Here is a 20,104-nt window from a genome sequence, read left to right on the forward strand (position 1 = left end):
TTAAAAATGTCTGAAGAAAAAAATATATTCAAACAGTTATTCGACCAGGAAGAAACACTGACGGATAAACAGCAGAAAATTGTGGAGGCAGCCATTGAGATGTTCTCCGAAAAGGGCTATGCCTCTACTTCTACCAGTCAAATCGCCAAAAAGGCGGGCGTCGCAGAGGGAACCATCTTCCGCCATTATAAAACGAAGAAGGACCTGCTTCTTTCGATTGTATCGCCGACGATGGCTAAACTGATCGCACCTTTTGTGATCCGGGATCTCAATAAGGTCCTCGATGCGAAATATGAGCGCTATGAAGATTTCTTGAAAGCGATGATTCTGAACCGGCAGGAATTTTTGAAAGAGAACATGGCCGCTTTTAAAATTCTGATACAAGAAATCCCCTTTCATCCCGAGCTGAAAGAACAGTTTCGGGAGCATATCGGCGAAAAGGTATTCGAGAAATTCGTGAAGCTCGTTGATCATTATAAAGAAAAAGGACAGATCATCGACATGCCTTCACACGCAGTCGTACGATTTTCAGCCTCAAGCATCTTCGGACTGCTCTTGGTCAGGTACCTCTTCCTGCCTGAAGCCGAATGGAATGATGAAAAAGAGATTGAAATGACCGTGCAAATGATCGTAAACGGAATCGGGAAGAAATAAAGCTTGCTGAAAGGACTCCAAATCGGGGTCCTTTTTCTTTTGAAAGTGGATTTCTGGAGCATTTATTTTCAAAACGGCCCCCTTCCGTTTCCCGCCTCCCCCCATCGGGTAAAAACGTACTATACATCACAAGGAGGTAATAGAATGAGTTTCCTTTTTCATGAAAGCACGTTGAAAGATCAGCATATCCTCATCACCGGTGCCACTGGCGGCATTGGATATGAAACGGCGAAAGTAGCCGTTCAAGCGGGCGCCAGGGTGACGATTACAGGGAGGAAGGAAGAAAAGCTGAGTGAGCTGAAAGCAGACTGTCAGGATCCGGACAGGGTCTTCCTCTATAAAGCGGATCTGACAAGTACGGAAGACCGCGAACAGCTTCTAACTGCGGCAAGAGAGCAGAATGGCCCCATCACTGGTCTCGTGAATTCAGCCGGGATAGGCGGCGGTGATATGGTGGAGAAATTATCCGAAGACGATTTGCGAAAAATCATGGAGCTGAACTATTTCTCGCTTGTCCAGCTTTCACAGGCCGTCTATAACCAAATGAAGGGCGTAGAAAAAGGAGCGATCGTCAACATCTCTTCCCTTTCCGGACTGAGGGGCACCCACGGAAACAGTGCGTACAGTGCATCCAAGTTTGCAGTTACAGGGTTCACACAGGCCTTTGCTCATGAAGCGATCGAGCACCGTATCAGAGTGAACGCCATTTGCCCCGGATATGTCGATACAGAAATGGGGCGAAACGCTATTCAGTCAAAAGGAAAGCGGGAAGGCAGAAGCTATGAGGAACAACTGGAGATTGCGAAGGACGGCATTCCTTCAGGAAGATTAACCTCACCTGTTGAAGTCGCAAACACCATCGTTTATCTATTAAGTGATGCTGCCGAAAACATTGTCGGGGAGTCAGTCAAAATTTCAGGGGGCAGCGTCATGCGCTAATCTCATGAAGAAACGGGCAGGGGTTTGTTCACCCTTGCCCGTTTCCCGTTTCTAGCTGCCCTCTTGAATCTTCTTTTTGATTTCATCAATATATTTTTTCTTTTCTTTTTCATTGGTAAGCTGGTCATTGTTTTTATCCTGGAGATATTTCTGAAGTGCCTTCTCAATCTCTTCATGTGTAGCGTCTTCCGCTATGACCCCGGTCTTCTTTAGCATCTCTATGATCTTTTCATCGTTGGCGAGAACATCGATCTTGCTCGCAGGCTGGTCCGTTTCGGCAGCAGGGACATCCGAATTGACTTCAGTAGAATCCTGGTCGTTCTTCCCATCGTCTGCAGCACATCCACCCAGCAACAAACCTCCCAACAGTAAGGCGAACACCCATTTACCACTCATCCCATCACTTCCCTTTCATAGAGAATGAACCTTGTATACTATATTATATAAACTACCCTTCAACACCTTTAATTAAAGCTTAATCTTTTAGTTTGTTACTGCTTTAAAATTAATATAGCAATTGTTCCACTCACTTCCTGTTTACCCTTTGGACGAGCCATGGAGTGAAATATGGACCGTTCCTTTTCGCTGCAGGCACCTTCTTTCCTCTATTTCCCGCAGGAGTAAGGTGCCTTCCGCTTCAATCCACTCTGTAATTCTATATTCTGACAGACTTATGACGATCAATAAAAATCTTAATGACTATCCACCGGGAATTTAATTATTTGGTATTGTACAATGCGGGGTATAAAAGAAGGCAAGGGGAAATAAAATAATTACCCACCAATTATATAAGATTATGGTACAGATAAATATTAATATTCTTTTTAAGAAAGTTAGCTTAGAAGTTGATTGTAGCGGAAGGTGCTCGACTCCGACGGGAATAGCGGGAAAGTTGAGACCCCGCAGGGCAAGAGCCCGAGGAGGCTCAACTCACGCCCCGCGGAAAGCGAGCACCTGCAGCGGAAATCAACCAACCACTCGCCTTTTCAAAAGCAACAAACTCTCTTTAAGATACTTCTATAAACTAAACCCATCTAATATGTGGATAATAAGGGAAAATTAGTGCATTCATCACTTACTTGATTCTGTAATATATGATTTAATAGATAGTACTATGGATCGATTAAAGAGAAGAAGGTTGTGGAAATGGGTCCCTTCCGCTTCTTTATAGAGTAAAAGCAGAGAGAATTTTTCTCCTCTTTTTTTTACTCAAAAATCGAACATATGTTCTATTGGTGGTGAAAAAAAATGGATCCATTAGTGAGTGAATTTTATCGTCATTATCCTCATCTCAAATACAATAAAGCCGTTGAGTCCTTTATTCGTCAAACGGAAAACCGGAAGTTAGTCGAAGATTTTTTACGTCACCCCAGTGCAAGCAAGGAAGATCATTTAAACGAAGCGTTTAAAGCCTATTATTTTGATATCCGATTTACCTCTTACGTCAGTTCATCCCTTTATTTTCACAGTGTGAACTTTGACAAACAGATAAGAAAATATAGCGAACGGCATCCTCTTACCCTGGATGACCGTGTGGGTCAAGACGGTGGATCGTATGTGGACCTTGTTCCGGATCCTGCCTCGGATATTGCGCCTTTCACCAATTATTCGACTCTAATGGAATGCCTGGAGAACGAGGAACTCCTGCAGGCCTATAAAACGTTGACCGACAAACAGAAGCATATCCTGGATTTAGCCTATGTGCAGGAACGATCTGATACGGAGATTGCAAGGATGAAGGGCGTATCCCAACAGACAATCTCGAAAACCCATCGAAAAGCGTTACGCAAATTAAAATCCATTTTAGAAAAAGGAGAATCATAAATTATGGGAATTTTATACGATTTAGTCAAAGAAGCGAAGGGCAACACGGAATATGAAACGAAGATCATCCGGAGGTTCGAACCGAAAATCAGGAAGTCACTGTATCTGACCCGACTCGAAAACAGGGACGACCTGGAGCAGGAGTTGAAAATCAAATTGATCCGGTATGTCAGGGACTACTCACTGGAGAATGTACCGGGATTATTTGACGAAAAGAAGCGGTAAGGTCAGATGAAATATATTCCATTTATTTCAAGCGTATAGGACAATCTTGAATCCGGGAAGCCTTAGAATAAGGAGGCGATGTATAATGAATACATTCGAAGTATTATCTCTGATGCTTAGTTTTGGGATGTTCGTGATTGCGATTCTGAAAGCCAATGATGAAAATAAACATTCATGAACACGCTTTTGAGCGTGTTTTTTTTTGCAAAAAAAAACCTCCCCAAAACGAGAGAGAGGTTTCCGTCATTCTATTCTTCATTCATCACTGACTTCAGGTCCACCTCATACAACTTATCGTCATTCTCACGGGGGATTCCCCGCCCATCTGTGTTGTTTGAGACAAAATAAAGGGTGTCCCCTTCCACCAGTACATCCCTGACACGACCAAATCCTCTGAGAAGATCGGTTACTTCCCCCGTTTCTGTATCAAATCGTTTTACGCTTTGACCAGCCAGGGCTGCGAACACGAAATATTTCTTCCAGAAATCCGCTCCTGATGGGGCCCATGAAGGCTCACCGGAGTTTGACAGCGGGGACACCATGCCCTCGGCCTTATCATCTCCCGTGATCTTCGGCCATCCGTAGTTGTTTCCTGCCTTGATCAGGTTGACTTCATCATATCCATTCGGACCATGTTCGGTTTCATAAAGTTCACCATCCCGATTCCAGGCAAGGCCTTGGGGATTCCGGTGGCCGTAGCTGTAAACGTATGAATGGTCAAATGGATTATCCGACGGGATCCCGCCATCTAATTCCATGCGAAGAATTTTCCCACCAAGGAAAGAGGGATCCTGAGCATGATCCTGCCTGGTGGCATCCCCTGTGGTGATATAGAGCTTGTGGTCAGGACCGATTTTAAGCCTGCCACCTTGATGAAACTGCCCGCTTGGAATCCGGTCCAACAGGACTTTTTCCTCGGTCCACTCGTTTGCAGTCCGCTTCAGGGCTACGACCCGGTTGTAATGGTCCCCGGAATCATCGTACGAATAATAGGCAAATGCCTGTTGGTTAGTTTTGAATTCGGGATGAAGCACAAATCCTAACAGTCCGGCTTCAGGTCGATCCGATAATGGCTTGGAAAGACTGGTTTTGACGACGGATTTTTCCCCATCCTTTATCTCCACAATTCCGCCTGTCCGCTGTGTGATATAGAATACATCGTCCTGCTTCTGGATGGACCAGGGAATGGAGAGATCCTGCGCCACTATCTTACTCTCGACACTCGGCCTCGTGACCGATTCACTATCTTCCTGCTGCACATCTGACTGTCCGAACGAACATGCACTAAGTAGTATGCTTTGACTAATGATCAATACGAGCCAACCCATTTTGATTTTCATCCTACCAGCTCCCCTTATTCACTCTTTATAACCAGTATGGACAACAGAAGAGGTTCTCATTACTTTGCCGGTTGTTGGATGACTTCCTGGATGGCTTTGGCCACACCATCTTCCTTATTGGTTGCCGTGATGAATGGACAGAAGTCCTTGATCTGATCCAGGGCGTTCCCCATGGCTACGGGTCTTCCGACTACTTTCATCATGGACAAGTCGTTAAGATTATCCCCCATGGCCATGGCATTCTCAGCTGACAGTCCTTTGTCTTTCAGCAGTTTCTCAAGAGCAACACCTTTTTGTGCCTCAAGACTGTTCACTTCAATATTTTCTTTACCCGATGAGCTGATGGCGATGCCTGTAAGGGCACTTAATTTCTCGTTCGCTTCCTGTAGCTGCTTCTCATCAAAGGAGAATACAAGGAATTTGTAAACGAGCTGGCTGTCATCTGAGAATAGGACCCCGTAATCTTCCACCAATTTGATATGCCCTTTTTCAAAGCGTTCCCTGGCAGCTTGTCTCACTTGTTCTTCAGAAACGCCGGGATTGGCCGTTGTGAAAATGTTGACGATTAATTCGACTCCCATTTCATAGTTTTCCGTATACGTTCCCTCGTCTGTGTAGATTTCAAAGTAAATGCCGGTTTCATTTAAGACAGCGGCAATCTCTCTTGCACGTGCTGATTCAATCCCTGCCTGATAGATGATTTCGCCTTGTTTATTCCGAACTTCTGCTCCATTGGCACAGACGATATCGCACGAGATGCCTGCCTCCTGTATGACATAGCGGGCCTCCTCATATGACCTTCCTGTGGCAACCACTACTTCAATCCCCTGCTCCTGTGCATCTAGGATAGCCTGCTTATTCGCTTCACTGATTTCCTGTTTTTCATTTAATAACGTTCCGTCCATATCTGTAGCAATGAATGTAATCATTTGTAAACACCTTCCTGTTGTTGAGTATTCTTAATTTAGCCATTGTATCATGAAATATTTATACACTTATAGTAATGGACGTTCAAAATCAAGATTCTGGCAATTATCTGAAATTGAAAGGGTTTTCATTGATCACTATAGAAGAATAGTATGGAGGTATATTTTTATAAGGGGGATGAAGATGAAAGGACTTATTTCATTATCTAACAAAATCATGCAGCGATATTTGCCTGATCCATTTTTATTTGTGGTCATTTTAACGTTGGCCGTGTTCGGTCTTGGGCTCATTTTCACTGAAAGTTCGAGCCTTGAGATGGTTCAGTATTGGGGGGATGGGTTCTGGAGCCTGCTCGCCTTTTCCATGCAGATGGTACTTGTCCTTGTGACAGGGTATGTCCTTGCGAGCAGTCCATTGTTTAAACGTTTCCTCGGATTTCTTGCTTCGTTCGCCAAATCTCCCGGCTCTGCCATAGTAATCGTGACCGTCGTGTCCATGATTGCAAGCTGGATCAACTGGGGGTTCGGACTGGTCATCGGGGCATTGTTTGCGAAAGAACTGGCCAAACGGGTGAAGGGCGTCGATTACCGCTTGCTCATTGCCAGTGCCTACTCAGGATTTGTGGTCTGGCATGCAGGATTCTCCGGGTCGATCCCGTTATCGATTGCGACTGACGGTCATCCGTTCCAGGATTTGATCGGGGTCATCTCGACCAATGAAACCATCTTTGCAACATCCACTCTCATCATCGTGGCCGCATTATTCATCGTCCTGCCCATTACCAACAGGATGTTAATGCCAGCGAAAGATGAGACGATTACGGTTGATCCTGAGCTCTTCAATGAGACAGCTGCCACTCTTGAAAAAGAAGCGATGACCCCTGCCGACAAGCTTGAGAACAGTATGATCTTATCGATCATTGTCGCGGTACTCGGAATTGTGTTCTTATTCTCGTATTTTGTTAAAAATGGTTTCGCACTCAATTTAGATATCGTCAACTTTCTGTTCCTGTTCCTCGGCATCCTGTTTCATGGTACGCCGAAGCGCTTCCTTACGGCTGTACAAGAGGCCATTAAGGGGGCAAGCGGAATTGTCATCCAGTTCCCTTTCTACGCGGGAATCATGGGGATGATGACGGCATCCGGACTCGCTGTCGTCATGAGTGAAGCTTTCGTATCGATCTCAAATGATGTGACGTTCTACTTCTTTGCCTTCCTGAGCGCAGGGATTGTCAACTTCTTCGTTCCTTCCGGTGGAGGACAGTGGGCCGTTCAGGCTCCGATCATGCTCGATGCCGCTCAAACCCTCGATGCATCGGTCGCCAAGACCGCCATGGCCGTTGCATGGGGTGATGCATGGACCAATTTGATCCAGCCATTCTGGGCTTTACCGGCTCTAGCCATCGCGGGACTGAAGGCAAAGGATATTATGGGCTACTGTGTGATTATCCTTGTCATCAGTGGAGTCGTCATTTCACTGGGTTTACTATTTTTATAACAGAAAAAGCGAAAGCACCATTCTCGTTGATGGTGCTTTTTTCTTGGATCAATAAAAAGGCCAGCCTCCCTGAGAGACCAGCCGTTATGTATGGACGTTCATTATCTATTATATTCGCATGTCTTCTAGCGTACACTTTCCCTTCTTTCCATCTCCCCTTCTAGCATCTCAATAAACTCTTCTTCCAACCCTTCTTCTTGTGCCAGTTGATACACATTGGTCAATTGCTCTTCAGTAAGTTTTGTTAAAGATGTCATCTATTACAACTCCTGACTATCTAAGGTATGAATTCTTTATACCCACTTAAAAAGAGGATAAACCTCTATTTTTCAAAATATAATATCTTTTATTGGTTCTATACTCACCTATACCGGAGTTATTATTGAAATTTTTAAAAATTTTAGTAAAATGAAAGGTATACATAAAGATAGCGCTTTCTTTTTTGTATCATTATTTATTTTGATTTATCTATCACTCTATGTTTGACCTATCCCTTCTTTGGGAAAACCATCTGAGGGATACATACATGCCTTTCCGGGAATTTTCTATAGACAAATTTATATGTATGCATTAGAATGAATAATGTTTCATTTTTCCGTTACTGTTACTACTACTTCTGAGGTGAATTTATGAATCAGCAACATCGTTTTACACCAACCAGTCATTTACGCTTTATCATCCCTTCCTTATTGGGAGTTTTCTTATTTATGATACCGATTCCGGGGAAAGACGGAATTACGATACCGATCGCGGTCTTATCCGGACTTCTGCAGGACTGGATCGGCAGCTATGTACCGGCCATAATGACGGGGTTGATCATCCTGACAGTCATCGGGACGTTAGTCACCAAGCTCGCACAGCCGGATTTCATTAAAAAATCACCGTTTTTCACTAGTCTATTCGATGTTCGACCTGTATGGGCCGTTGTCAGAGTAGTCGGAGCCATCTTTGCCGTGATGACTCTGTTTAAATTAGGTCCTGAGTGGGTCTGGTCTGATGCAACAGGGGGACTTCTATTAAACGCGGACGGACTTCTAACCATTCTTTTTTCTGTATTTCTTTTTGCAGGGCTCTTCCTGCCGCTATTATTGAATTTCGGACTACTGGAATTATTCGGGGCACTCTTAACGAAAATTATGCGCCCTGTATTTGGCCTTCCGGGTCGTTCTTCCATTGACTGCTTAGCCTCATGGCTGGGGGACGGTACGATCGGCGTGCTATTGACAAGTAAACAATATGAAGATGGTTATTATACGAAGAAGGAAGCAGCGGTCATTGGGACAACCTTCTCAGTCGTATCCATCACTTTCTGCCTTGTTGTCATTTCACAGGTGAATCTTGGGGAATACTTCATTCCATTTTACCTGACTGTATCTGCCTCCGGACTCCTTGCAGCGATTATCCTGCCGAGGATCCCGCCTCTATCCCGAAAGCCTGACACGTATTTCAATGGTCAGGAAGGGAAGAACACGATGGAAGAGATCCCTGAAGGTTACAGCCGGATCGGTTATGGCTACGAGCAGGCTCTTGTACAAGCAAAGAACAACAACAGTGCATCGAAGTTCTTCTCAGATGGAATGAAAAACGTGTTGGATATGTGGATGGGGGTAGCTCCCATCGTCATGGCAATCGGGACGACGGCCCTGATTGTTGCCGAGAATACGAAGTTCTTCGAATACATCGGTATGCCGCTCATCCCGATCCTGGAGCTTCTGCAAATCCCGGAAGCAACGGAAGCATCACGTTCCATCCTTGTCGGGTTTGCTGATATGTTCCTGCCGGCCATCTTCGGATCCGGAATTGAAAGTGAGCTGACGCGCTTTGTCATCGCCTGCTTATCTGTCACTCAATTAATCTACATGTCTGAAGTTGGCGGACTGCTCCTTGGTTCCAAGATCCCGGTCGATTTCAAGGACTTGGTCATCATCTTCCTGCAGCGTACATTCTTGACATTACTTGTGATTGTAGCGATTGCTCATATGATCTTTTAAGAATAGGAAAACCCAGGTTCGGATTCGAACCTGGGTTTTTTGTTTTACTAATCCACTCTTCTTTCAACGTTCATGAACATTCCGCCTTTTGGCCGCAGGGTAATCAATGGGTGGCATTCCACCTTATGGTCACTCGAAATTGTAAAGTTGAACCTTTGAACATATAAGGCCGCAATCACCAATGCCTCCTGAAGGGCAAAGTGATTGCCGATACACACTCTCGATCCCCCTCCAAAAGGGAAATAAGCATACGGTGGAATGCTTTCTGGCATGGCTTTATGAAAGCGTTCCGGATCAAAGCTCAATGGGTCCTGGAAGTACTGTGGATTCCGATGCATGATATATGGAGAAATGAGGACATTTTCTCCTTTCTTTATGAAGTGGCAACCGACCTTCACGTCCCTTACAGAAGTCCTTCCAAACATCCATACTGGTGGGTATAGACGTAAGGTTTCCTCCAAGGCTTGGCGTGTATAAGGAAGCTTGGGGAGGTGCTCACTGCATAGTTCTTCTTTCCCCACTACCCGATCTACTTCTTCATAGACACGTTCTTTCACCTTTTCGTTGTTTTCTAACGCATAGAAGAACCAGGAAAGAAGATTGGCCGTTGTCTCATGTCCCGCCACAAAAATGGTCATCACTTCATCGATCAATTGATCTCTCTTCATATGATTGCCTTCATCATCACGGGAATGGAGCAGGGCATGAAGGAGGTCCTCTTTTTCTTCAGACAGAATCTCTCTATGCTGGATGATTTCCTCTACGACTCTCTTAAGTTCTTCAATGGAGGCCTTATATTGCTTCAGCTCAGGAAGAGGCCATGAGACAGGGGGCTTAAGGAAAGAGCGAATCCGCTTTGTCGCCATTTCCAGGATCTTTTCCAGATGAACCCCTACTTTCTCATGTCCTTCGTGATCATTCATATTAAACATAGTCTTTGTTATGACCGCCAATGTCACTTGCATCATGTCCTTGGATATATCCCTTAAGGTCGTCCCCGCCTCCCAGCCTTCCATCGTGCCAGAGGCTGAACCTATCATTTCACTCACATACTTTTGGATATGACGGGGGGTGAAATAAGGCTGCATAATTTTCCTCTGCTTTGTATGTAAGGGACACTCACTTGTAACAAGTCCTTCACCGATCAGGAGAGACAACTCTTTGAATTGGTTTGATTTTTGAAAGCTTTTAGATTGAGTGACAAGCACTTCTTTTACCAATGCAGGGTTCAACAGTAAATGAACAGTACGATTTGCAAAGCGGAATTGTACCCTTTCATCATTCTTGGTTGCCTGTGATTCTAAAAATAAGAGTGGATCTTTTCTGAACTTATCTAACATACCCAGTGGATGGAGGGAATGAAGGACGGTTCCATTGGTCATCCTTTTCAGGCTCCTTTCAGTGTTTACGTTTGGAAACTCCTTTTATCTTATTCATCCGTTCTCTTCATTAATCCATTTTTCATGCATGCAAAAAATCCGAACGATTTAGATTCAAATCAAACCGTTCGGATTTTCTTTTGGCTGAAACCCTTTGGTCGCAGCCTCTATATGATTATTGATCCTCTAAGGGAAAGGTGACTTCCACCCTCGTTCCCTTGTTCACCTCAGAATCAATCTGAAGGGATCCTTTATGGTCTTCGATGATCTTTTGACTGATCGTTAGACCCAGTCCCATGCCCTTTTCTTTCAGTGTGAAGAACGGCTCTCCCAGTCGTTTCAAACGATCTGGAGGGATACCGGTCCCCTCATCCTCGATGATGATATGAATGGACTCATTCCTTATTTTCCAATCGACATCAATTTCCCCTTCATCCATGGATTCAATGGCGTTTTTGATGATGTTGATAAACACCTGGATGCATTGATTCTTGTCACCAAATACAAGTATCGGGGATGTAGGGAGCTTGATGTTCAACGTGATTCCCTTCAGAAGGGCTTCATGTCCCATGACTTTGACCACATATCGCAACACTTCACTCATATCAAAAGACTGGAATTCCCTCATTTGGGGTTTCGATAAGATAAGCAGTTCTCCGACAATCTGGTTGATCCTGTCCATTTCGGATGACATGACCTTAAGATAGTGACCTGACACATGCTCATTTTCTTCCAATAATTGAATGAAGCCTTTGATACTTGTTAGGGGATTCCTGATTTCATGCGCGATCCCCGCTGCCAGCTCTCCCACTACGGAAAGCTTTTCTTTCCGTAACAGCATTTCTTCGGCGATCTTCTGCTGGGAAATATCCCTGCCGATGATGACAAGGCCCTTTCTTTCATGGTTCGAGTGGAATAGTGGGACTTTAATGACATCAAAGGTCTTAAACTCCCCGTTCGGCAGAAAGAACCCTTCTTCACAGCGTGTCACCTGTTCCGCCTTCCATGACTCTTCATCGGAATCGATGCAATAGTCGAAAGCGTCTTTGAAGAAAGGCACAAGTTCCCCAAGATCCTGGTCCGTCTTGCCGACATAATCGATGTCTTCCAAATTGTACAGCCTGCGACCAAATTGATTGACCTTCAACCAGCGCCCGTCTCCATCCTTGAAGCACACAAAGTCCGGGAGGGAATGAAGGAGGGTGGATAGCTGATTTTCTTCTTCCAAGAGCTTTTGGTGCCGCATCATGAACCGGTTCCCCCTTTTCAACAGGATGAGGAGAACCGCCACTATGGCGCACATGAGAAGGAGTGAAGCGATGAAGTCCCATGGTGAATCAAGGATGAGTAGGGCGATGACCTGTAATACGGATAGAGCCATGAGTATTATGATTAACTTGTGGAATGTCGGTTCCTTACCATTCACTTTTTCTGCCATCTAAGTCACCAGCCTCACTCTTACTTTCAATGATTTATAGGTTGTATCGGTGCAATTCAACGTCTGTAAAATCTAAAGGTTGGTAGCCTGCATGTTATATAGTTCATATGTACCACCATCCCATTTATAAGAAACCTTTTATTATTGACATTTCATACTGTTTCTGTTGAATTTCTTTTTTCTGTTAATTGAAGTATATCATGTCCCCGTCAATAAATGTCATTTTTTGTCGCATATTAAACTCTGTGGAACATAAAAAAAGGGTCCCTCTGACCTGCAGAGGGATCCTTAAACTTACTTCGTTTTTAATTTATTCAGCATATCTGCCGTCATCTTGGCTAAATCGTATTCCGCTTTAAAGCCCCATTCGTTCATGGCTGCACTGGAATCGATGGCGTTTGGCCAGCTCTCTGCAATGCTTTGGCGAACGGGATCAACGTTATAATCCAGTTTGAAGTCCGGCTGGTGAACGCGGATCGCCCCGGCGATGTCTTCAGGCGCCACGCTCATGGCTGACACGTTGAAGGAATTACGGTGCTTAAGCTTTGAACCGTCCGCTTCCATCAGGTCGATGATCGCATTAAGGGCATCGGGCATATACATCATATCCATGTAAGTACCCTCACCAATATAGGAAGTATACTCATTATTTTTGATCGCTTCGTAGTAGATTTCTACCGCATAGTCCGTCGTTCCACCACCTGGGAGGGTTTCATATGAAATCAGTCCAGGGAAACGCAATCCTCTTGTATCCACTCCGAATTTCGTGAAGTAGTAATCTGAAAGAAGCTCACCTGATACTTTGTTCACTCCGTACATGGTCGTAGGGCGCATGATCGTATCCTGAGGCGTTGAATCCTTCGGTGTAGATGGACCGAATGCTCCGATGGAACTCGGTGTGAAGAATTGGCAGCCTAATTCTCTTGATGTCTCAAGGGCATTCACAAGTCCGCCCATGTTCAGGTTCCATGCAAGCAGCGGCTTCGCTTCTGCAGTCGCGGATAAGAGAGCGGCCAGGTGAATGACCGTATCCACTTTATGTGTTTTAGCAATATCAAACATTTTTTCGCCATTGGTGACGTCAAGTTGTTCAAACGGTCCATTTTTCACGACCGGACTATCGGTTTCACGGATATCCGTTGCAATGACGTTATCCGAACCGTATACTTCGCGCATTCTATTGGTGAGCTCGGAGCCGATTTGTCCAAGTGCACCCGTTACTAAAATCTTTTTCATCGTCTTTCCTCCTGCATTTACCTTTGGTGATATCGTAAACATAGAGGGCCGGCTATGTAAGTCGCACCCTATACGATTTGTACTGTTTGATTAGATAATACCCATTTCTTTTCCGACTTTCTCATACGCTGCAATCGCCTGATCAAGCATTTCCTTCGTATGTGCAGCGGAAGGCATGTTTCTAACACGGCCTGTTCCCCTTGGTACAGTCGGGAACACGATGGATTTAGCATAAACCCCTTCTTCATACAGACGCTTACTGAAGTTCTGCGTTGCCTGCTCCTCACCGATGATGACAGGTGTGATAGGTGTTTCACTGTTTCCGATATCGAATCCAAGCTTCGTCAGCTCTTCTTTCAAATAACGGCTGTTTTCCCACATATTATCCTGTAGTTCTGTGGAATTCATGATCAGATCAAGTGCTTCCGTACAAGCGGTCACATCTGCAGGTGTCAAGGATGTAGAGAATAGGAATGGACGGGAACGGACCTTTAACCAATCGATCAGGTTTTGTGTTCCGGCCACATATCCGCCGACTACCCCGATCGCTTTCGATAACGTACCCATTTGGAAGTCGACTTTATCAGACAGACCAAAGTGCTTGACTGTCCCTGCACCTTTTCCAAGGACACCGGAACCGTGGGCATCGTCTACATACGTCATGATATCGAACTCTTCAGCGATCTCAACGATTTCAGGAAGCTTACATACATCCCCGTCCATGGAAAATACGCCGTCTGTGATGATCATGATTTTGTTGTATTGACCGGATTCCTTCGCTTCTTTCGCTTTTGCACGAAGATCTTCCATATCGGAATGACCAAAACGGATGATCTTGGCTTTTGATAGACGGCATCCGTCAATGATGGATGCGTGATTCAGTTCATCTGAAAGGATGGCATCATTTTTGTCCATTACCGCTGAAATAGCCGCCATATTACAGTTGAAACCGGATTGATACGCAATCGCCGCTTCTGTTCCTTTGAATTTCGCAAGCTTTTCCTCAAGCTTCACGTGAAGATCCAGCGTACCGTTGATCGTACGGACCGCTCCTGCTCCCACACCATATTCTTTCACCGCTTCAATCGCTACCTTTTTCAGACGTTCATCTGTAGCGAGTCCAAGATAGTTATTAGAAGAAAGGTTCACGAGCTTTTTCCCGTTAATGGTGATCACCGGTCCATTTGCACCTTGCAATGGATCGATTTCATTATACAAACCGCGTGATTTTAAATCTTCAAGATTTTCTTGTAGAAAGTGATCTAATGTCTTGCTTGTCATATACTCGTCCTCCTGTTATGTAAGCGTTTTAAAAACAAATGTCCACTCCAAAAATACATTATTTATCAGTTGATTCTTTGTGTTTTCTAAGGATTGTTCTATTTTATAGTTTAACATGTTTTTTTGTGATGGACAAAAAATATCTTCAGATTTCGGTTTAATAGTAGTGTTCCCTTAATGGTTTAAGTTAGTTGATTTTATTTGGGGAAAAAATAAAAGATGAACAAAAGCCGTCACTTCTGTTCATCCACGTTTGTTATTTACTTATCCTGCTTTTTACCCGGTGTTCGAGTATGGCTTCGTGCATTCTTCTCAGGGCAAGGTCGACCCGTTCTTTAGGGCAGGCGATGTTCATCCGGACGAAGGATTGGCCGCTTTCTCCGAATTTGAAGCCTTCGTCAAATTTGACCCGTGCTTTTTCCAGGAAGAATCTGCAAAGCTCATCCCCCTGCATGTCGAGATCTGAGCAGTCGATCCAGATCAGATGGGTGGCCTGTGGCTGGATGGCCCGGAGTTCCGGCAGATGCTGATCCAGATAGTTATGAACATACTGTTTATTCTCTTCCAACACCATCAGGAGCTCATTCAGCCATGGTTCCCCTTCCTCATATGCCGCGATGGTGCCTTCGATCCCGAACACATTCGGGCGCATCAGTCCAAAGCCGGTGAGCTTGTCCTGATACCTTTCCCTTACCTCTTCATTCGGGATAAGGAGGATGGAGGTTTGCAGCCCCGCTATGTTAAATGTTTTACTTGGAGCGGCACATACTATGCTTCTCTTAAGCAGACTCTCATCCACTTTAAAGAGAGGAATATGTTCAAATCCTTCATACACTAAATCACCGTGCATTTCGTCAGAGATGATCCATAAATCATGACGTTTGGCGATATCACCGATTTTCAACAGTTCCTCATCCGTCCACACCCGACCGACAGGATTATGCGGGCTGCAAAGGATAAGGATCTTGGTTCTTGACCGGCTCGCTTTCTCTTCCAGATCGTCGAAATCGATGGAATACACGCCATCTTTGTAGAGTAACGTATTCTTCACCACCGAACAGCCGTGATTCTCAATCGTGCTATAGAAAGGATAATAAACCGGATCCTGAATGATGACACCGTCTCCAGGCTCAGTCAGAACGGACAACAGTACATTGATTCCGGGAATGATCCCGGGACTGAAGCTGATCCATTCTTTCTTAATATCCATCTGGAAACGCCTTTTCCACCATGACATAATGGACTCAAAGTATCGATCGCTAAATGTCGTATAGCCGTAAATGCCGTGCCGGGCCTTCTTGTTCATTGCTTCCACAATGGCAGAAGAAACCTGGAAGTCCATATCTGCTATACACATAGGGATCACATCCCCTTTTGGAAACGACCATTTAACGGAGTGTGTATTCGTTCTTTCGATGCAATCATTCCAGTTCATATCCCAATGCCCCTCTCAAATCTATCTTTCTTTACTTTATACTAGATTGGGGCCTGGGTGAATACCTGAAAAATAAATAGGAAATTCCCCTTATCTCTTTTCATGACCCCTTGCTACTTTCCCGTTTTCTCCACCTTAGCTTTTCGATTCACATGCTTCAATCCTTCCCGAATGCTGAGTGGAGCCAGCTCCTCTGAAGCGATGAAACGTTTCACCGATTCGGGATTCGTTTTTGAATACTCCCTCAGGGCCCAGCCAATGGCCTTTTGGATAAAGAATTCATTGGATTGACGGTGCATGTTGATATATCTGAAAAGGCGCGCCTCATCGGTTTTTTCTTTATATTTCAATTGATGGAGTATGGCGATGCGATTCAACCACATATTATCTGATTGAATCCATTTCTCTAAGTATGTGTCATCTTCTTCTTTTTGATAGATTTTCCCTACATGATTAGGTGCGATATGATCAATCGTATCCCACCAGGATTTCGTTACAATCATTTCTTCCAAAAGGGGAAGATGCTCTTTTGTTAAGTATCTTGCTTGTTTATCGATCAGGCCGAGAGCGGCGTATTGACATTCCCGCTGAGGGCAGGACCAGAGAGAACGGACAATATCAGGCAATTCTTCAATAGGCGGCTTACCGTTCTCCTTCAGAAAATCACGGAGCAAGACAGTGCGTTCCGGACTCCTGATGCCAAAGAACTCAAATTGATTTCTCATATACGCTTCCATGGCTTCCCTGTTTTCACTGTTTTGATGATCGTTCAATAGGGTAATCAGTTTATTAGCATACTCATGACTCATGTAACGTCTCCTCCCTTTGACTCCGTTCCTCACATTCAAAACAACAACTCTTTCCATCCCCCATTTGAACACCGTTAAAGAAACCGTCCAAACAATAGAGGGGCTTTTGACAGAGATAACAATAGTCTACAAGCTCTTTCATACTCCCACCCATTCCTTCTCACATAATAGATCCCGAATACCAGAACTCTATTCATACTTCTGGATGATCGTTTGAAATCCCTTTTAGGCTGTAAAAAAAGACAACCCTTAGCTTGCTAAAGGATTGTCTCGTTTAGTCATCTGTCTTGCAATGAGAAAGTGTAACAGCTTTTTGCTTTGAGGCAATGAAAATCCAACGATGGAACCGAGTCCCAAGGCGATGATAACTGTACCGATCCCGACAGGACCACCCAATAACCAACCAAAGAAGAACACGATGATTTCCATTCCATTCCGGACCCATTGAACTTTCCAACCCGTTTTCTCAACGACCAGCAGCATGAGACTATCCCGCGGTCCCGCTCCGAGGTCCGCTGATACGTACAGACCGATTCCATACCCGATCACTACGATCCCAATGGCAAACACGATGGTCTGCGCTAGGAAAGAATGCGGGTCAGGCAGTATAAAATTGAATACATCTATGAAAATGCCAATTAACAGCATATTGATAAAAGCACCGGCTTTAGGAAATGACCTGGTCCCAAGACCTGTCACAAACAGGATGATGAAGCCCACAATGATGGACCACGTCCCGATCGTCAGACCAAGCTGCTTGAATAACCCATAATGGAATACATCCCAAGGTCCGATTCCAAGGTCTTTCCCTTTGATCGTCAAGCTGATGCCAAACGACAGCACGAGCAGTCCCACAAAGAAAAATGACCAGCGTAAACTCTTTTCTTTATTCATGAAAATCCCTTCCTACACCATAGTCAGTTCATTTATTACCCGGATAACTGTATCACAGATTTCCGGACAAAAAAATTTCATAAAGCCTATGGGTTTGGTGGGGATAAATCACCTTCTACTCTTCAATCAACTCAATGATTTCTCCATCGGGACCAAAGAAAAAAGCCACTTTCCATCCATTTTCAAGAAGAAGAGGGCCTTCCACAGGCACCAGCCCCTTCTCTTTTACGGATTCAACTTCCTTTTCAAGGTCGTCGGCTTCCAATGCGATATGAAGGAATGCACAGGTTGAGCCACCCTCTACGGATTCCTCTATGAGCTCCAACCGGCAATCCCATTTTTTCAGAAACATGATGTTCTCACTTCCCCACTTAAAAACCATTTCTTCCTTAAAGCCAAAGTGGGATTGATAAAATTCCTTTGACCTCTCCAGGCTCTTTACATTCATCCCAATGTGATGAAGTCTCATATCTATTCTCCTTACAATATGATATTCATATCCCCGAATTCATGCCATTTATAGTTCTTTGCCAGGGCCGTTTGATAGGCATGACGCAATTTGTCCTCGGACATGAACGCCTTTAATAGATTCAAATGACTCGCTTCCGGTTCGTGTAGCCCTGTAATGAGGCCGTCTACGATTTGGAGGGATGTATCGCCGGTTATATACAGATTGGTAACACCTTCAGTAGGCTGCAGCTGCCCGTGCTGCGTCATGATCGTCTCAAGTGCCCGTACCACCGTCGTGCCCACTGCAATGACCCTTTTCCCCCGATTCTTTGCGTGGAGGATCTCGTTAACCGCTTCAGGAGTCACCCGATAGTCTTCGGGGTGGTGCTTTGGCATCGGCCAACGATCATTCCCATAATAACTTAAACCTGCGTGGAGCTGGATGAACACAATGCCCACCCCTTTTTCCTTTAAGGCTTGTAATAACCTCCACGTAAAAGCCCTTCCGGCGGAGGCAATTTCAACCGATCCCGGTACCGATCCATAAACATTCTGGTAATAATCCAGGGGCCAGGGCTCCGAGATGTATTCATAACGGATGGGCTCGCCGTATTTGAAAATGAAGTCCATCAGTTCACTGTCACCCTTGTTGAACTCAAGCTGTACAAGTGGGCTTTCACTTCCTGGACCCTTTATGCGCCCAGATGCCCCTCCTGGAAAATCAATCGGTTCCCCCGCTTGATGGACGTCCCCAAGGATGAGGGCATCCCACGTGTTACCACTTCGTTTCCTCGAAAGGCGAACGAGGACATTCCGGTTTCCCTGCTTCCCTTTGAGTGAAGCGGGAAGGGTTCTGCTATTATTAAAAACAAGCACATCCCCCTCATGTAAAAAATCAGGCAGCTTTTTAAATACAGTATGTTCACACTTACCGTACTCACGGTCCAGCACCATCAGCTTTACGTCATCCCTTTCAAGCCCCTGAAGCTCGATGGGTGTCGTCGCGTTTAAACGGGAAGGGATTTGAAAGGAACGTTCATTCATGCCTCCTCCCTCGCTTTCCCTTGATATTCCTGTGCTTCAAATCTCTGACCATTTTCCTTGGTCGAAGCATCAGATGCGAGGTAAAGAAAAACATCAAGGTGATCGTGTGGATTCGCAAGGGGATAATCACATTCGGGTACCGCCTTGTCGTGCATTTCCGTGTCCATCTCACCCGGATCCACCATATTCACCCGCACACCCGTCCCGTCAAGCTCATCAGCCCACGTTTGAGTCAGTCCCTCCACCGCGAATTTCGAAATCCCATACGCTCCCCATTCCCCGAAGCCTGTTCGGCCCGCTTCTGACGTTATATTTATGATGGACCCCGTCCCCCTGCTGATCATACCGGGGAGAACCCGTTTCGTTACTAAAAATGGGTTCAACGTATTGATCCTGAGCACCTCCATAAACTCTTCCTTGGGATAATCCGCCAACAGGCGTGGTCCCGGCCCAAACACAGAAGCATTATTTATCAGGACATCCACACTCCCCCACACTTCCTCTGTTACCGACACGAAGCGATCAACATCCCGTGCATTCGAAACATCTGCCTCACAAGCCACCACTTCAGCCCCCAATGCCCTCAGTTCTTCTTCAACTTCCTTTAGTGGACCGACGTTTCTTGCACAGATGGCCACCTTTGCCCCTTCTTCTGCAAACTTCAAAGCCAAAGCCTTCCCAAGTCCCTTTGAAGCACCCGTTATCATGACGATTTTTTGTTTGAACATACTCCATACCCCT

At 45.0% G+C, this 20,104-nt stretch carries 21 protein-coding genes; 7 read left to right on the forward strand and 14 right to left on the reverse strand.

The window, feature by feature from the left end; translation table 11 throughout:
- The first annotated feature begins 6 nt into the window (after nucleotides 1–6).
- Nucleotides 7–654, forward strand: coding sequence for a TetR/AcrR family transcriptional regulator (locus P8596_RS23210; protein WP_279725373.1), 648 nt, complete (start codon nucleotides 7–9; stop codon nucleotides 652–654).
- A 144-nt stretch (nucleotides 655–798) separates the two neighbouring features.
- Nucleotides 799–1,593 (forward strand): SDR family NAD(P)-dependent oxidoreductase, encoded by a 795-nt coding sequence (locus P8596_RS23215; protein ID WP_279725375.1) that lies wholly within the window; start codon nucleotides 799–801, stop codon nucleotides 1,591–1,593.
- Between the two features lie 51 nt (nucleotides 1,594–1,644).
- Here P8596_RS23215 and P8596_RS23220 read toward each other — a convergent pair whose 3' ends face one another.
- Nucleotides 1,645–1,989 (reverse strand): hypothetical protein, encoded by a 345-nt coding sequence (locus P8596_RS23220; protein ID WP_061811437.1) that lies wholly within the window; start codon nucleotides 1,987–1,989, stop codon nucleotides 1,645–1,647.
- Nucleotides 1,990–2,841: 852 nt separating this feature from the next.
- On the opposite strand from P8596_RS23220, the gene P8596_RS23225 reads away from it, so the two are divergent.
- The 3 genes from P8596_RS23225 to P8596_RS23235 all read left to right on the forward strand — a co-directional run bounded on the left by P8596_RS23225 (nucleotide 2,842) and on the right by P8596_RS23235 (nucleotide 3,820).
- Nucleotides 2,842–3,417, forward strand: coding sequence for a sigma-70 family RNA polymerase sigma factor (locus tag P8596_RS23225; protein WP_279725376.1), 576 nt, complete (start codon nucleotides 2,842–2,844; stop codon nucleotides 3,415–3,417).
- A gap of 3 nt (nucleotides 3,418–3,420) precedes the next feature.
- Nucleotides 3,421–3,642 carry a helix-turn-helix domain-containing protein gene (locus tag P8596_RS23230; protein ID WP_079532298.1) on the forward strand — a complete coding sequence of 74 codons (222 nt, stop codon included), beginning with the start codon at nucleotides 3,421–3,423 and terminating at the stop codon, nucleotides 3,640–3,642.
- 85 nt (nucleotides 3,643–3,727) lie between these two features.
- On the forward strand, nucleotides 3,728–3,820 hold the full coding sequence (locus P8596_RS23235) for a putative holin-like toxin (RefSeq protein WP_219169586.1): 93 nt from the start codon (nucleotides 3,728–3,730) through the stop codon (nucleotides 3,818–3,820).
- Between the two features lie 70 nt (nucleotides 3,821–3,890).
- Here P8596_RS23235 and P8596_RS23240 read toward each other — a convergent pair whose 3' ends face one another.
- Complete coding sequence (locus P8596_RS23240) at nucleotides 3,891–4,982, reverse strand: PQQ-dependent sugar dehydrogenase (protein ID WP_279725378.1); 1,092 nt, start codon at nucleotides 4,980–4,982, stop codon at nucleotides 3,891–3,893.
- A gap of 59 nt (nucleotides 4,983–5,041) precedes the next feature.
- On the reverse strand, nucleotides 5,042–5,911 hold the full coding sequence (locus tag P8596_RS23245; RefSeq protein WP_279725379.1) for a Cof-type HAD-IIB family hydrolase: 870 nt from the start codon (nucleotides 5,909–5,911) through the stop codon (nucleotides 5,042–5,044).
- Nucleotides 5,912–6,092: 181 nt separating this feature from the next.
- Here P8596_RS23245 and P8596_RS23250 point away from each other — a divergent pair, with 181 nt between their 5' ends.
- Nucleotides 6,093–7,406, forward strand: coding sequence for a short-chain fatty acid transporter (locus tag P8596_RS23250; protein ID WP_279725380.1), 1,314 nt, complete (start codon nucleotides 6,093–6,095; stop codon nucleotides 7,404–7,406).
- A 125-nt stretch (nucleotides 7,407–7,531) separates the two neighbouring features.
- Here the strand turns inward: P8596_RS23250 and sda are convergent, their stop codons facing one another.
- Nucleotides 7,532–7,663, reverse strand: a complete 132-nt coding sequence (gene sda / locus P8596_RS23255) for a sporulation histidine kinase inhibitor Sda (RefSeq protein WP_079532306.1) — start codon at nucleotides 7,661–7,663, stop codon at nucleotides 7,532–7,534.
- A 372-nt stretch (nucleotides 7,664–8,035) separates the two neighbouring features.
- Here sda and P8596_RS23260 point away from each other — a divergent pair, with 372 nt between their 5' ends.
- Nucleotides 8,036–9,397, forward strand: coding sequence for a YjiH family protein (locus tag P8596_RS23260; RefSeq protein ID WP_224522500.1), 1,362 nt, complete (start codon nucleotides 8,036–8,038; stop codon nucleotides 9,395–9,397).
- 47 nt (nucleotides 9,398–9,444) lie between these two features.
- On the opposite strand, the gene P8596_RS23265 is transcribed toward P8596_RS23260, so the two are convergent.
- From P8596_RS23265 to P8596_RS23310, 10 genes are all read right to left on the reverse strand, one after another.
- Entirely contained in the window at nucleotides 9,445–10,779 is a 1,335-nt protein-coding gene (locus tag P8596_RS23265; RefSeq protein ID WP_279725381.1) for a cytochrome P450, read from the reverse strand.
- 172 nt (nucleotides 10,780–10,951) lie between these two features.
- Nucleotides 10,952–12,214: an ATP-binding protein gene (locus tag P8596_RS23270; protein ID WP_279725382.1), complete on the reverse strand. Its 1,263-nt coding sequence runs from the start codon at nucleotides 12,212–12,214 to the stop codon at nucleotides 10,952–10,954.
- Nucleotides 12,215–12,508: 294 nt separating this feature from the next.
- Nucleotides 12,509–13,450: an L-threonine 3-dehydrogenase gene (locus tag P8596_RS23275; RefSeq protein WP_279725383.1), complete on the reverse strand. Its 942-nt coding sequence runs from the start codon at nucleotides 13,448–13,450 to the stop codon at nucleotides 12,509–12,511.
- 90 nt (nucleotides 13,451–13,540) lie between these two features.
- Nucleotides 13,541–14,731: a glycine C-acetyltransferase gene (locus P8596_RS23280; protein WP_034764965.1), complete on the reverse strand. Its 1,191-nt coding sequence runs from the start codon at nucleotides 14,729–14,731 to the stop codon at nucleotides 13,541–13,543.
- 256 nt (nucleotides 14,732–14,987) lie between these two features.
- Nucleotides 14,988–16,166, reverse strand: a complete 1,179-nt coding sequence (locus tag P8596_RS23285) for a MalY/PatB family protein (RefSeq protein WP_061811032.1) — start codon at nucleotides 16,164–16,166, stop codon at nucleotides 14,988–14,990.
- A 113-nt stretch (nucleotides 16,167–16,279) separates the two neighbouring features.
- The gene (locus P8596_RS23290) at nucleotides 16,280–16,975 is read right to left on the reverse strand and encodes a DNA alkylation repair protein (RefSeq protein WP_279725385.1); all 696 of its coding nucleotides are present in this window, start codon (nucleotides 16,973–16,975) and stop codon (nucleotides 16,280–16,282) included.
- A 249-nt stretch (nucleotides 16,976–17,224) separates the two neighbouring features.
- Nucleotides 17,225–17,869 carry a YczE/YyaS/YitT family protein gene (locus tag P8596_RS23295; RefSeq protein ID WP_061811030.1) on the reverse strand — a complete coding sequence of 215 codons (645 nt, stop codon included), beginning with the start codon at nucleotides 17,867–17,869 and terminating at the stop codon, nucleotides 17,225–17,227.
- A gap of 115 nt (nucleotides 17,870–17,984) precedes the next feature.
- Nucleotides 17,985–18,338 (reverse strand): VOC family protein, encoded by a 354-nt coding sequence (locus P8596_RS23300; RefSeq protein ID WP_061811029.1) that lies wholly within the window; start codon nucleotides 18,336–18,338, stop codon nucleotides 17,985–17,987.
- 11 nt (nucleotides 18,339–18,349) lie between these two features.
- Entirely contained in the window at nucleotides 18,350–19,363 is a 1,014-nt protein-coding gene (locus P8596_RS23305) for an S-adenosylmethionine:tRNA ribosyltransferase-isomerase (RefSeq protein ID WP_279725387.1), read from the reverse strand.
- Entirely contained in the window at nucleotides 19,360–20,091 is a 732-nt protein-coding gene (locus tag P8596_RS23310; protein ID WP_279725389.1) for an SDR family NAD(P)-dependent oxidoreductase, read from the reverse strand. The genes P8596_RS23305 and P8596_RS23310 overlap by 4 nt, the downstream gene beginning before the upstream one ends.
- Nucleotides 20,092–20,104: the final 13 nt, after the last annotated feature.

This window comes from Rossellomorea sp. DA94 (assembly GCF_029834455.1).
Classification (GTDB): domain Bacteria; phylum Bacillota; class Bacilli; order Bacillales; family Bacillaceae_B; genus Rossellomorea; species Rossellomorea vietnamensis.